Origin of the sequence: Streptomyces brasiliensis (assembly GCF_014647875.1) — a bacterium.
GTDB lineage: Bacteria > Actinomycetota > Actinomycetes > Streptomycetales > Streptomycetaceae > Streptomyces > Streptomyces brasiliensis.
On sequence record NZ_BMQA01000008.1, the window covers coordinates 183,970 to 197,374 of the forward strand.

At 67.5% G+C, this 13,405-nt stretch carries 11 protein-coding genes and 1 pseudogene; 7 read left to right on the top strand and 5 right to left on the bottom strand.

What is annotated here, in order from left to right:
- The first annotated feature begins 63 nt into the window (after positions 1 to 63).
- The gene (locus IEZ19_RS15300) at positions 64 to 3,231 is read left to right on the top strand and encodes a DEAD/DEAH box helicase (RefSeq protein WP_189311733.1); all 3,168 of its coding nucleotides are present in this window, start codon (positions 64 to 66) and stop codon (positions 3,229 to 3,231) included.
- 33 nt (positions 3,232 to 3,264) lie between these two features.
- Here the strand turns inward: IEZ19_RS15300 and IEZ19_RS15305 are convergent, their stop codons facing one another.
- Complete coding sequence (locus tag IEZ19_RS15305; RefSeq protein WP_373296981.1) at positions 3,265 to 3,795, bottom strand: hypothetical protein; 531 nt, start codon at positions 3,793 to 3,795, stop codon at positions 3,265 to 3,267.
- A gap of 88 nt (positions 3,796 to 3,883) precedes the next feature.
- Here IEZ19_RS15305 and IEZ19_RS15310 point away from each other — a divergent pair, with 88 nt between their 5' ends.
- On the top strand, positions 3,884 to 4,546 hold the full coding sequence (locus tag IEZ19_RS15310; protein WP_189311735.1) for an HAD family hydrolase: 663 nt from the start codon (positions 3,884 to 3,886) through the stop codon (positions 4,544 to 4,546).
- Here the strand turns inward: IEZ19_RS15310 and IEZ19_RS15315 are convergent.
- On the bottom strand, positions 4,527 to 5,801 hold the full coding sequence (locus IEZ19_RS15315; protein ID WP_189311736.1) for an NsdA family TPR-like regulatory protein: 1,275 nt from the start codon (positions 5,799 to 5,801) through the stop codon (positions 4,527 to 4,529). The genes IEZ19_RS15310 and IEZ19_RS15315 overlap by 20 nt on opposite strands.
- Positions 5,802 to 5,993: 192 nt before the next feature.
- Here IEZ19_RS15315 and IEZ19_RS15320 point away from each other — a divergent pair, with 192 nt between their 5' ends.
- Positions 5,994 to 6,485, top strand: a complete 492-nt coding sequence (locus IEZ19_RS15320; RefSeq protein ID WP_189311737.1) for a hypothetical protein — start codon at positions 5,994 to 5,996, stop codon at positions 6,483 to 6,485.
- Between the two features lie 248 nt (positions 6,486 to 6,733).
- Positions 6,734 to 7,276 (top strand): MOSC domain-containing protein, encoded by a 543-nt coding sequence (locus IEZ19_RS15325; protein ID WP_189311738.1) that lies wholly within the window; start codon positions 6,734 to 6,736, stop codon positions 7,274 to 7,276.
- Positions 7,277 to 7,423: 147 nt separating this feature from the next.
- On the opposite strand, the gene IEZ19_RS15330 is transcribed toward IEZ19_RS15325, so the two are convergent.
- Positions 7,424 to 8,248 carry an inositol monophosphatase family protein gene (locus IEZ19_RS15330; RefSeq protein WP_189311739.1) on the bottom strand — a complete coding sequence of 275 codons (825 nt, stop codon included), beginning with the start codon at positions 8,246 to 8,248 and terminating at the stop codon, positions 7,424 to 7,426.
- A 303-nt stretch (positions 8,249 to 8,551) separates the two neighbouring features.
- Here IEZ19_RS15330 and IEZ19_RS50675 point away from each other — a divergent pair, with 303 nt between their 5' ends.
- Positions 8,552 to 8,854, top strand: coding sequence for a hypothetical protein (locus IEZ19_RS50675; protein ID WP_229840357.1), 303 nt, complete (start codon positions 8,552 to 8,554; stop codon positions 8,852 to 8,854).
- On the opposite strand, the pseudogene IEZ19_RS15335 reads toward IEZ19_RS50675, so the two are convergent.
- A pseudogene (locus IEZ19_RS15335) lies at positions 8,852 to 9,817 on the bottom strand (GlxA family transcriptional regulator); the annotation flags it as partial. The gene IEZ19_RS50675 and the pseudogene IEZ19_RS15335 sit on opposite strands and share 3 nt — an antisense overlap.
- Before the next feature lie 101 nt (positions 9,818 to 9,918).
- On the opposite strand from IEZ19_RS15335, the gene IEZ19_RS15340 reads away from it, so the two are divergent.
- Positions 9,919 to 10,368, top strand: coding sequence for a hypothetical protein (locus IEZ19_RS15340; RefSeq protein ID WP_189311740.1), 450 nt, complete (start codon positions 9,919 to 9,921; stop codon positions 10,366 to 10,368).
- A gap of 10 nt (positions 10,369 to 10,378) precedes the next feature.
- On the opposite strand, the gene IEZ19_RS15345 is transcribed toward IEZ19_RS15340, so the two are convergent.
- Positions 10,379 to 11,752 (bottom strand): DUF445 domain-containing protein, encoded by a 1,374-nt coding sequence (locus IEZ19_RS15345; RefSeq protein ID WP_189311741.1) that lies wholly within the window; start codon positions 11,750 to 11,752, stop codon positions 10,379 to 10,381.
- A gap of 184 nt (positions 11,753 to 11,936) precedes the next feature.
- Here IEZ19_RS15345 and IEZ19_RS15350 point away from each other — a divergent pair, with 184 nt between their 5' ends.
- On the top strand, positions 11,937 to 13,301 hold the full coding sequence (locus IEZ19_RS15350) for an SGNH/GDSL hydrolase family protein (RefSeq protein WP_189311742.1): 1,365 nt from the start codon (positions 11,937 to 11,939) through the stop codon (positions 13,299 to 13,301).
- Positions 13,302 to 13,405 lie beyond the last annotated feature (104 nt).

The window sequence follows — 13,405 nt, forward strand, 5'->3', positions numbered from 1 at the left end:
ACAGATCCACATAGGCGTAGGTGATCGCGTGCGATCATGCGTGAGGGCTCAGGGGGAGCAGTCATGACGGAGTCGGGGGAGCTGGCGCAGCCGATCCAAGGGGTCTACGAAGAGCTCATTACCGAGCACCTTCGTGATCGGCTCGACGCTCTCGAAGCCGCGGGCTGGAAGGCGATCGACGACGAGGTAACCGAAGAGTCCACGCCTCATGTGCTGGCTCGGCACATCGGTGAGGCTGTGGCACGTCGCCTGAGCCAATTCCCACAGAAAAAGCAGGTCGCCGCAGCCAACGAGATCATGCGGTCACTTGCCATTGCCGCTCCGGAACCGGATGAGGACAAGACGGCCAGTGCGATCGCCGAAGGTCCACGACAGCTACTCGCCCTCGCCGAGCAGGAGGCTCCGGGTGTCTTCGCAATCCGTCCCCTGACACCTCTTTCTGAGACAGCGCTGATCACCAACGCACCGGACGACCCCAACCTGGGCGCGGAGTTGCGGGCTGAGCTCGCCACGGCTGACCGAATCGACCTGCTGTGCGCGTTCGTGAAGTGGCATGGCATACGGGTGCTTGAGGACGCGCTGCGTGCCGCCAAGAAGCGTGGCGTCCGCATTCGCGTCATCACAACCACCTATATCGGCGCCACCGACCGCCACGCATTGAACCGTCTGGTTCGCGAATTCGACGCCGAAGTCAAGGTCAACTACGAGATCCGTACGACTCGTCTGCATGCCAAGGCCTGGTTCTTCAGGCGTGACACCGGCTTCGATACGGCTTACGTAGGCAGTTCCAACCTGTCGAAGGCGGCGCTGCTGGACGGCCTTGAGTGGAACGTACGGCTGTCCTCCGTCGCTACCCCGAGGGTGATCGAGAAGTTCGAGGCGACGTTCGACGCGTACTGGAACGATACGGCGTTCGAACCGTACGACCCTGATCGCGATGGAGAGCGCCTTGCCGAAGCACTGGCCCGGGCCAGCGGCAAGGGGGCCAGCGACGAGCTGAAGATCAATATCTCTGGGCTGGAGGTACGACCCTTCCCTCACCAGCGGGACATGCTGGAGCGGCTCCGCGTCGAGCGAGAGATCCGCGGTCACCATAGGAACCTCTTGGTGGCAGCCACCGGAACTGGCAAGACCGTCATGGCGGCACTCGATTACCGGAACCTACGTGACCAGCGCGGCGGGGAGCTCCCCCGACTGCTCTTCGTGGCGCACCGCAAAGAAATCCTGGACCAGTCCGTGCGCACTTATCGCGAGGTGCTCGCAGACGGCTCCTTCGGTGAACCGCTCTACAACGGGCAGGAGCCAGTCGACTGGACCCATGTCTTCGCCAGCGTCCAGTCTCTCCACCTCCAGCGGCTGGAACAGCTTGATCCTGGCCACTTCGACGTCATCGTCATCGACGAGTTCCACCACGCCGAGGCGAAGACGTACCGCCGTGTGCTCGACCACTTCAAACCGTCCGAGTTGCTCGGCCTCACCGCAACGCCGGAGAGGATGGATGGGTCCAATGTGCAGGACATGGAGATCTCCGGAGTCAAGATCTTCGGCGGTCGGATCGCCGCCGAAATGCGCCTGTGGGAAGCGCTCGAGAACGATCTCCTGTGTCCCTTCCACTACTTCGGGGTCCCAGACGGCACGGATCTTTCCCAGCTGAACTGGCGAGCGGGGTCCTACGACCAAGACGAGCTCGGCAATCTCTACACAGCCAGCAATGCGCGGGCTCTCATCGTCATCAACCAGGTGAAGGCGAAGATCGCTAATCCGTCCGCCATGCGCGCTTTGGGCTTCTGCGTGACGAAGGCGCATGCGCACTTCATGGCCGACCGCTTCAACGAAGTGGGGTTCAAGGCTGCCGCGCTCGACAGCGAGTCGACCACCGCGGAGCGTGAGCGCACACTGAAGGACCTCAAGGACGGCAAGATCCAGGTGATCTTCTCGGTGGACCTCTTCAACGAGGGCCTGGACGTCCCGGACGTCGACACGCTGCTTCTGCTTCGCCCGACGAACAGTGCGACCGTGTTCCTACAGCAGTTGGGACGAGGTCTGCGCCGTACCCCAAACAAGCCCGTCCTGACCGTGCTCGACTTCATCGGTCAGCATCGAGCCGAGTTCCGCTTCGAGGAGCAGTTCCGCGCCCTGACCAACCTCTCCCGCAATCGCCTTGTCGAGAACATCGAGCGCGACTTTCCGCATCTGCCCTCCGGCTGCCAGATCATCCTGGAGGGCAAGTCGAAGAGGCTCGTCCTCGACAACATCCGGACGCAGATCAACTCGACCATCAACACCTTGGCGAAGGAAGTCAGGGACTACAGCGCACTCGATCTCGCCTCTTACCTGCGCGAGAGCAGGCGCGAGATCACAGAGCTCTACAGAAGCTCCAATTCGTGGACCAAGGTCCTGCGCAAGGCCCGGATCGTCACGGAGGCCCAACTGCCTGGCGAGGACCAACTCCTCAGGCGCGTTCACGCCTTCCTGCATGTGGACGACCCCGAGCGAGCTCGCGCCTATCTCCGCCTCCTCGCCGATGACGCCCCCGACTACGATTCGCTCGCACCGGTGGAGCAGGTGTACGCGCGCATGCTCTTCTTCAACCTGTGGGATAGGGCTGGGGGCTTCTCGAGTTACCGAGAGGGGCTGGAATCCCTACGTATCCAGCAACGAGTTCGCGACGAGCTTCAGCAGGTGCTGTCCTACGTCCTCGACCGAACCGACCACTTCCCCATCCTCCTGGACGGCCCGCTCGGCCATCTACCGCTGAAGATCCACAGCTCTTACAACCGCTCCGAGATCCTCGCCGCCTTGGGAGTCGCGCGGCTGGGAGGTCAGATGCCCGGTGTCTTCGCCCAGGGAGTGAGCTGGATCGAGGACATCAAGACCGATGCCCTCTTCATCACTTCAGAGAAGAACGAACGGGACTTCTCACCGAACGTCCGCTACAAGGACTACGCCATCAGCTCAACGCGCTTCCACTGGGAATCCCAGAACAACACATCCGAGGCCTCTAGAACGGGACTGCGCTACCGGCACCACGTCGAACAAGGCAGCCACGTCCTGCTGTTCCTGCGTCGCTACAAGGAAAACAGCATCGGCAAGTCTGAGCCCTGGATGCTCCTCGGACCGGCCACCTACGTGGAACACACCGGGAGCAAACCGATGGCGATCACCTGGGACCTTGAGCATGAACTCCCCGCCGATGTGTGGTCGTACTCTGCGGCGATCACCAGCGGGTGAAACTCTGCGTTTCCGCATCGAAGTGGGTCCGGGCTAGATTGCGGGGTCCACGTTCCACGCCTCGGGCAGATCGCTGCCGCAGAAAACGCAGACGAAGTCGTCCTCGCGCACGATGTTGTGCTCCTGGCAGCCAGGACAGCGCCGGAATACCACTTCGTGGGTGAAGCTGCACGGACGCTCGAGTCCTACGCGATCCAGGGCCCGGGCGACTGCCCACCATGAACTGATGTCCGGGCAGTACCCGGTCGACTGGTTGCTGACGTCGCCCACGCCCCATCGGCCTGCCGAGCGAGCGAAACTGATCTCGCCAGCGCTCAGGACTGGTCCCCCGCCGGCGCACGCCACATGCTCGCTTCGCCGCGGCGCCAGCCGAAGCACACCATCCGTGCCGACCACAAAGGTGAAAGGCTCGGCCAGTTCCGCCGATGATCGTGCCGCAACCCAGCTGCTGAAGTCAGCCGCCGAGCCGACCATGCAGCCGCCACTATCAGGCCGGACCGCAGCTTTCAGGGCGGCCGGTCCCACGTACTGATAAATCCGACTCTGCACGCTCACGTGAGCCAACCTAAAACACTTCCGGTACGCGCCCTGGCGGGGTAAGCAAGGTGGGCACCGGACCGGCCTCCAGGCAGTGCGTCGGTACCCTGCACGCATGATTCGCGCGGTGGTCTTCGACGTCGGTGAGTGTCTCGTGGACGAGAGCCGTGAGTACGGGGCCTGGGCCGACTGGTTGGGGGTGCCGCGGCACACCTTTCACGCGATGTTCGGTGCCGTGATTGCCCAGGGTCGTGACTACCGGGAGACCTTTCAGGAGTTTCGCCCCGGGTTCGATCTCTATGAGGAGCGCGAGAAGCGAGCCGCAGCTGGGCAAGCGGAGACGTTCGGAGAGGACGACCTGTACGGGGATGTCCGGCCGAGCCTTACCCAACTCCGACGCGACGGGCTGTGGCTCGGGATCGCGGGCAACCAGACGGTTCGGGCGGGGCGCATTCTGCGAGCGCTCTTCGCTGACGACGTCGACCTGATCGCTACCTCGGACGACTGGGGGGCCAGTAAGCCGGATCCCGAGTTCTTCAAGCGCGTCGCGAACGCAGTACCCTTCGAGGCCGGCGAGATCCTGTACGTCGGTGATCGGTGCGACAACGACATCCGTCCCGCCCTCGAAACCGGCATGCACACCGCGCTTGTACGTCGAGGACCTTGGGCCACGATTCAGTGGAACAGCGCCGAAGCTCGAGAACTACCCGACTTCCGCATCGACAGATTGCTTGAACTTTGCGACTTGATCTGTGAGTTCAACGGCTCAGGGCGCTGACGGTCGTCGACCAGTCGTACAGGCGGTCGTCCAGGTCTCGTACGCAGTGTTCGTGCTGGTACGGGGTGAGCGCACGGCGGACATCGCGGACACGGTCCATGCCCGTGGCGTACCAGTTGACGGCCAGTTGATCGAGGGCCTGGCATACGTACGAGCAGGCCTGCTCAGGATTTCCCGACGTTGCTTCCACGGCTGCCAGGTCCCCGTACACAACACTGCGCTGCTTGTCCTCACCAGGTGACATAGCGTCCAAGGCAGCAAGAAGCGTCTCGCGAGCTTGTGGGTAGTGGCCCGCGATCATCTGGGTGTTTCCCTTGAAAGCAGCCAACCTGGCAGGGGAGAACCAGTCCATCCACTCGGGCGACGGGTGATCATTGCCCGCCTTGAGGACGTCCTCGGCATGGCCGATCAGCTGCAGTGCGTGGCGCGTGTTGCCGCACCGGGTCTCGCATTCGGCTTCCACGGCATCCAGCCACGCCAGGAACTCCGCGGACGTAGGCGCGCGGCGGGCATACGCACGAGCCGCGATCATCCGCTCCAGAGCTGCGTCCCTGTCTCCCACCCAGCCGGGGATGAAAGCCATATGGGCGATGATCGCGGAGCCGAGCAAGGCGTCATCGGCTTCGCCTGCGGACTGGAGGGCCAGGAGGAGGGTGTCACCTGCCGTGCCCGGTTCACGGAGGTCGAAGAATTCGATCCGCCCTGCCAGGAGGTATGTCTCCGCCAGTGCGGCAGCCAGCGTGCGGCGTGTGGAATCCGCCGTCTCGGGGAGCAGGGCACAACCCAGTGTCGCGTGCGCGACGACGGCGGGGTGCAGCTTGGTAGGGGCAACTGACCAGTAAAGCCGACGGTGAGATCGAGTTACCGCCTCGAAGTCTGCCCCCGTTGTTGCTGGTTGTGGTGCTGCGACGGCTCGTCCGGGCACAACTGTCATTCCCAGCGCAGCGGTAGCTCCGACCACCAGTGCTCGTCGAGTCTGATTGGGCAGTGGTCCGTCGGAACCCCACGGTGGAGTGAAGCCAAGCGCCTCCATGCTCTGGCCCAGGAGGTGCACGAGAACGCGCTGGCAGTCCGGCTGTGGCCAGGGCGGGTTGTCCGACTCCCAACGACGGACCTGCCGGACTCCGACCGACAGGCCACGGATACCCATGTGCTTGGCGTTCTCCGTCAGGGCATCGGCCAAGTCCTGTTGCGAGTTGAAACCAGCGGCTACTCGAGCCGCTTTGAGCCTGACGTTGCCGGCGGGCCGGGGCACTGGGCACCTCCTGATGGCGAGTGCTCCCAACCATCCCACAGAAAGTCCGCTACAGCGCACCACATCACCCTCATGGTGTCATTTAGGCCCCATTGACGTCCTGTTAGAGACCTCTCCAAGTCCTCGAAATGACAAATCAGTTCATGAACTCTGTCTGTCGTTCCTGAACACAGACGAAGACAGGGGTAGGCCGTGTACACGCAAGAGGGCTTGGACAGGGAGATTGCGGAGTGGCTTTCCCGAGAGCACCCGATGCCGACGCAAGCTCAGATGGAGTGGGCGACGCAGGGCGTGGCGCTCCTCCCGCTCGGAAATCGGTTCGCCGCCGTGCGTATGCCGTCCGATGTGGTTCACGCTGTCGCCGAATCGGACGATCGTGGCGATGTGGCCGTGTTTCTCGGGGAGTTACTGGGCGGCTCGATCATCTTCGACAGGCGATGTGCCGGTGGGACGTACTACGCCTTGATCCAAGGGCATGCCGGACTCGTCTGGGCATACGAAGAGGTCGCGACCTGCCTGGGGCACGGCACCTACTTGGGAGTGCCGCGCATCGATCGGCAGCAGCCTCCCGGCACCTACTGGGTCGTCCCGCCTCGGTACGAAGGCGACTTGTGTACGCCACGGCTGATCGTCGACCTGGTCAAAGCCGGGCGCATTCGGCTCTCCGAGCAAGCCGAACCCTGAGATCAGCGAGATCAGCACCCGCTCGCGCTGGCCACGGTCGTACGCGCAGGTGGCTGCGTTGTGTGCCTGGCGGCAGGGCGCACGTCCGGGTGCAGCGACGTACGGCGTTGTAGCCGCCGTTGGCTTCCAGGTGCCCTCGGCCTGCCGCTTCTTTGGTGGTGTCGTGCCTGGCCTCCGAGCGGAAGATCCCTGCCACGCCTCACCCGGGTTATGGTCTCGATGACACCAGGGGACCAGGGGGTTGCCGTATGCAGGGCACAGTGACAGCCGTCAGCAGTAATGGGGAGTACTCGTTCACCAAGCCGAACCGGGACAGCATCAATCTGCTCGCTGGGCTCGGAGTGGAAGGGGACGTGCACGCCGGGGTGACCGTCAAGCATCGGTCGCGAGTTGCGCAGGATCCGACTCAGCCCAATCTTCGGCAGGTTCATCTCATTCATGAGGAGTTGTTCGAGGAGGTCGGCACCACTGGGTTCCGGGTCGCCGCCGGTGAGCTCGGCGAGAACATCACCACCCGTGGTATCGATCTGCTCGGGCTCCCCGTGGGGACGCTGCTGCGGATCGGCGACGAGGCCGTCGTCGAGGTGACCGGGCTGCGTAACCCCTGCGTGCAGATCGACAACTTCCAGGGTGGGTTGCTGAAGCAGGTCGTCGGGCGGGACGAGGACGGGAATCTCGTGCGCAAGGCCGGGATCATGAGTGTCGTGAAGGCGGGTGGGGTCGTACGGCCGGGAGACATCGTCAAGGCCGAGCTTCCCGACGGGCCGCATCGGGCGCTCGACCGCGTCTGAGCGCCCGGTCTGCCGGGCACGACAGACAAACAAGTCTGCAGCCCGCGCCGCGCGCCGTGCGCAGTGTCGTGCAGCCGAACGGTATGTCGATCTTGCTGGGGCCAAGGGCGGGCCGAAGGCCGACTGCCCTGCGAAGCCGGCCGTCCGCTAGCTGAGTCCGAGCGCGCCCGGCTGGTGGACCGCGTGCCACAGTTCCGCCGCCTCGTCCGCCACGCCGGGCGCCGCCAGAAGCAACGGCTTGTCGCGTGAAGGGAGTTCGGGCAGGGCCACGGCGCCCGCCTCCGTTGCGATGAGGTACGCCGGGAGACCGTCCACCGCGTGGAATTCGCCGATCGCGGCCGCCGTGGCTCGGCCTGCGGCGACCTGGGCCAGGGAGAGAGCCGTGGAGCCCATGACACGGGCCGTGCAGTGGCGGGCGGCGAGGGCGGTGAGGAGCGCGTCCAGGCCGGGCCAGTGGGCGTGGGCCGCCCATTCCGTGAGGAAGACGTGGCCGGTGAGGGTGGTGTGGCCGGCCGCGTGGATCGGGGCGCCGTTCAGGCGGGCGCCGCGGCCCCGGACGGCAGTGAACACCTCCGATCGCCAGGGGTCGGCCACCAGGCCCAGGAGCGGGATGCCGTCCGGGGCCACCAGGCCCAGGGAGAAGGAGCACCAGCCGAGGCCGTGGGCGTAGTTCGTGGTGCCGTCCACGGGGTCCACCACCCAGCGTGGGGCGTTCGGAGTGGCCGGCTCGTCGGTGCCGTATTCCTCGCCCTCGATGCCGTGGGTCGGGAAGGCCGCCCGCAGGGCCGAGCGGACATGGGTCTCGATCGCCTCGTCGGTCTCCGTGACGATGTCGGCGGGGCCTGCCTTTTCCCGTGCCTCCGCCTGGCCGCGTGGGCGGCGGATCACCTCCGACGCCCAGGCGGCCAGGTCCGTTGCCACGGACAGGGCCTTGTCCAGGTCCACTTCGAGGTCCAGGTCGCGCTTGTTCACGGGTCTTCTCCGGCGGTGGCCTGAAAACGGTCTGCAGGAAGATTGCCACGACCCTCCACCTCACGGCATCGGAGCCGGCTCCGCCGTACCGAACGACAGAGCGCACCTCTGCGGGAGGCGCGCCGGGATTGGGTGTGTCAGGTCGTCGCCCAACAGGTCCGCGACGACCGTCAGCACCGAATTCACGTCCCAGCGTGCCGTCGTCGGGGTCGCTCCCCCGGAGGAAGTTGACAAGCCTCGACTCATGTTCGGTGCGGCCAGTGAGCCCGGCTTAGCCTCGGAGGTCAGACAAAGGAGGCAGACATGGCCAAGGTTCCCAGTTCGGTGATCGCCGCGGGTGGGCTCGTCGGTGGGTACGGCGTTGCCCGGTGGACCGGGAAGAGGCCGCTCGGCGGGGCCGTTCTGGCCGTCGCGGGCGCTGCCGCCGCTCAGCAGTGGCGGAAGAGCGCCGGCGGTACGGCCGCGGGGGCGCTGAGCGCGGCCTACCTCGCCGCCTTCGCCGGGTCCCACCCGCTGGCCAAGAAGGTGGGCGCCTGGCCGTCCGTGTTCGGGGTCGCCGGCGCCGTCGCCCTGGCCTCCTGGGCCGTCGCCGACCGCCGGGGCTGACACGGACTCAGCCCCCCCCGTCCTGAACGCCCGCCGATAAGCCTGCGGGCTCGTGCCCACCACCCTGCGGAACCGTTCCCTGAAGGCCGTCGGGGAGCCGAAGCCTGCCTGTACGGCGATGCGTTCGACCGGGTGGCCGGTCGTCTCCAGCAGGTACTGTGCGCGCCTCACCCGCGCCCGGTGCAGCCACTGCAACGGCGTCGTGCCCGTCTGTTCGCGGAAGCGGCGGTTGAGGGTGCGGCTGCTCATGCCCGCCTTCGTGGCGATCTCCTCCAGCGTGAAGTCCTGGTCGCAGTTCTCCTCCAGCCACGCGAGCAGCGGCTCCAGGAGCCCGCCCGCCGGGGCCGGGGGCAGGTCGTGGATCATGAACTGGGCCTGGCCGCCCTCCCGTTCCAGGGGCATCACGCACATCCGGGCCGCGTGCGCGGCGACCGTCGAGCCGTGGTCCTTGCGGACCATGTGCAGGCACATGTCCATGGCCGCCGCCGCGCCCGCCGAGGTGAGGAACTGGCCGTTGTCGACGTACAGCACGTTCGGGTCGACCGTGATCTCCGGGTACCGTGCCGCCAGGTCCTCGGCCGCCACCCAGTGCGTCGTCGCGCGCAGACCGTCCAGCAGGCCCGTCGCCGCGAAGATGAACGCGCCCACGCAGATCGACGCGATGCGCGTGCCGCGCGCCGCCGCCTCGCGCAGCGCCTCCGCGACGCCCGGCGGGAGGGGGGCGGCAGGGTCCGCGGTGCCCGGCAGCATGATCGTGTCGGCCTCCGCCAGCTCGTCGAGGCCGTACGGCGCCCGCAGCGTGAACGCGCCCCCGGCCGCAGTCACCTCCTCCGCCGGTGAGCACACCCGCACCCGGTAGGCGGGGCTGTCGTCCGGCAGCCGGACCCAGCCGAAGGTGTCGATCGGGGCGGAGACGTCGGACGGGATGACCTGGTCCAGGGCGAGTACGGCCACGGTGTGCATGGCACGACCGTACGGCGGCTCAGGACCCCTTGGCGAGAATCCGTTGAGCCATGGCAGTCCCGCCACTTCTGCGAGATCCAGCGCCCGCCTAGCGTCACCCCGTGACCAAGTTCCTCCTGATCGTGCACGTCCTGGCCGCCGTCGTCGCCGTCGGCCCCGTGACCGTCGCCGCCAGCATGTTCCCGCCCGCCGCCCGCAGGGCCCTGGACACCCCGGACGATCCCCGGGCGGCCGGGACCGTGGAGCTGTTGCACCGGATCTGCCGGGTGTACGGCGTGGTCGGTGTCGCCGTCCCCGTGTTCGGGTTCGCCACCGCCGGCAGCATGGGTGTGCTCGGCAGCGCCTGGCTGATCGTGTCCATCGTCCTGACGGCGCTGGCCGCCGTCGTCCTGGGCGCGCTCGTGCTGCCCGTGCAGAGCGCGCTCGTCGAGGGCGGCGGGACGCGCCAGGCCACCGTACGGCTCGCCATGTTCACCGGGATGTTCAACCTGCTGTGGGCGGCCGTGACGGTCCTGATGATCGTCCGGCCCGGCTCGACCACCGGCGCATGAGCCAGGCGCCTCACGCCCCCAGCGCCCGCGACACCGTATAGATCAGCAGGCCCGCCAGCGAGCCCACCACCGTGCCGTTGATGCGGATGAACTGCAGGTCTCGGCCGATATGGGCCTCGATCTTGCGGGTCGTGTGCTCGGCGTCCCAGCCGGCCACCGTATCGGTGATCAGGGACGTGATCTCCTTGCGGTACGTCGTCACCACGTGGACCGCTGCGCCCTCGACCCAGCTGTCCACCTTGTCCTGGACCTTGGGCTCGGTGGCCATGCGGGCGCCCAGTGACAGCAGCGCGGCCCGCACCCGCAGCCGCAGCTCGCTGCGCTCGTCCTCGGCCGCCGAGACGATCATGGATCGTACGGCCGTCCAGGCGGAGGCGATCAGGTCCTGGACCTCGCCACGGCCGAGCACCTCGCCCTTCAGCCGCTCCACGCGCGCCCGGGTGTCCGTGTCGGACTGCAGATCGGAGGCGAAGTCGCCGAGGAAGCGGTCGAGGGCGCCGCGCGCCGGGTGGGAGGGCATGTCCCGCATCTCGGTGACGAAGCGCAGCAGCTCCTTGTAGACGCGCTCGCCGACCTTCTTGTCGACGAAGCGGGGGGTCCAGCCGGGAGCCCCGCCCTGGACGGCGTCCATGACCTGTTCGTCGTGCAGGACGAGCCAGTCGTGGGCGCGGGCCACCACCAGGTCGACGACCCGCTTGTGCCCGCCGTCCGCGACGACCTTCTCCAGCATCTTCCCTATGCCGGGCGCGATCTCCTGGGCGTTCGCGCGCCGCGTGATCGCCTCGCCGACCACCGCCTGGACGTCCGAGTCACGCAGGACGGTCAGCGCGCCCCGCAGGGCCGTCGCCAGCTCCGCCGTCACCCGGTCCGCGTGCTCCGGCTCCGCAAGCCAGGCGCCGAGTCTGCTGCCGATGCCCACCGCGCGCAGCCGCTGGCGTACGACGTCCTGGGAGAGGAAGTTCTCGCCGACGAACTCGCCCAGGGAGATGCCCAGCTGATCCTTCTTGGTGGGGATGATCGCGGTGTGCGGGATGGGCAGGCCGAGCGGATGGCGGAAGAGGGCCGTGACCGCGAACCAGTCGGCCAGCGCGCCGACCATGCCCGCCTCGGCAGCCGCCGCGACGTACGCCGTCCAGGTGCCCGCCTCACCGTGCGAGCCCCATCTCGCCAGGACGTAGACGACGGCCACGCACAGCAGCAGGCCGGTCGCCGTGAGCTTCATGCGCCGTACGCCGCGCTGCCGCTCCTCGTCGGCGGGCGTGAACGCGGTCATGGTGCGGTGCGTGGGGGCGACGGCGCTGTCCCCCGGTGCCGTCTCCCGGTCCCTGTCCGTGCCCGTTTCCGTGCGTTCCATCTGCTCCACCCGTTCGGCGATCCCCCACACATTGTCCCTTCCTGACCTACTCCCGGAACGGAACAGGAGTTCCCGACGTCTGTCGGGGCGGGGAATGCGGGCACGCATGTTCATGGCGGGGGCGTGTCAGATCTCCTCCGCTCATGGCGCATCATGGAGTGATCAAGATCGGGAGTCCGGGGGCTCCCGTCTCCGGAGGGGGAACAACACAATCATGACCAGGCGTCATGACGGGGGTGCGGGGGTGTCCCCCGCAAAGCACCGCGCCGTGCTCAGCGCGATCGTCGCGCTGATCCTGGGACTGTCCGCGGCGATCTACTTCGGCGTCGCGGCCGACGACGGCAGCCCCCTCGGCACCATCACCGACAACCGGGCGCACCGCGACTCCTCCGCCGCCCCCGTCTCCACGGGCACCTGGGTCGGCTCCTGGTCCGCCTCCCCCGCGGGTGCCGAGCCCGGCACGGAGACGACCGGTCTGGCGGGCCGCTCGGTGCGCAACGTCGTGCACGCGAGCGTGGGCGGCACCAGCGCCCGGATCACCCTGTCCAACCTCTACGGCCAGTCGCCGCTGGCCGTCACGCACGCCACCATCGCGGTCGCGGCCGGTGACAACACGCCCCAGGCCGCCGCGGAGACGATGCGGCGGCTCACCTTCGGCGGCAGCACCAGGGTCGTCATACCGGCCGGCGGGCAGGTGCTCAGCGACGCCGTGCGCATCGCGATCCCGCACGACACGGACGTCCTGGTCACCACCTACTCCCCCACCGCGGCCGGACCGGTCACCTACCACCCGCACGCGCGGCAGCTGTCGTACGCCGCACTCGGCGACCGTACCGAGGACGCGAGCGGCGCGTCGTACACCGCGCTGACGCCGAACTGGCGTTATCTGACGGCCCTCGACGTGCTGAGCAACGAGTCAGACGGCACCGTCGTCGTCCTCGGCGACTCGCTCACCGACGGCATCACCTCCACCGAGGGCGCCAACCACCGCTGGCCGGACGTTCTTTCGGACCGGCTGCACGCGGCACTGGCGAGCGGCGCGGAGCTGCCCCGCTACAGCGTCGTCAACCAGGGCATCAGCGGAAACCAGATCCTGGCGAACGGTCTCGGCCGCCCCGCCGACAACCCGAGCGGGCTGAGCCGCTTCGGCCGTGACGTCCTGTCCCGGACCAACGTCAAGGTCGTGGTCGTCGACCTCGGCGTCAACGACATCCTGCGCAACCCGAACCTCGCCGACCCGGACCGGATCGTCGAGGGCCTGCGCACCCTCGTCCGCCAGGCGCACGCCCGCGGTCTCAAGGTCGTCGGCGCCACCCTGATGCCCTTCGGCGGCCACCGGGGCTACACCCCGGCCAAGGAAGCGGTACGGCAGCAGATCAACGCGGAGATCCGGGCGGGGCGGGTCTTCGACGCCGTGGTCGACTTCGACCGGGCCCTGCGCGATCCGTACGACCCGCGCAAGCTGGGCCCGGCGTACGACTCCGGCGACCATCTGCACCCCAGCGACAACGGCTACCAGCAGATGGCGGACACCTTCGACCTGCGGAAACTCAAGGGAGCCGGGCAGGCCGAGCTGTAGGCAGCCGAGTCTTGGGGCACGGCGAGCCATGAGGCACGCGCCTGGCTCACGACAGGCGCGGCGGCCGGTCAGCGGTCCCGGCGGCAGCCGTCAGCGCCCTGGTG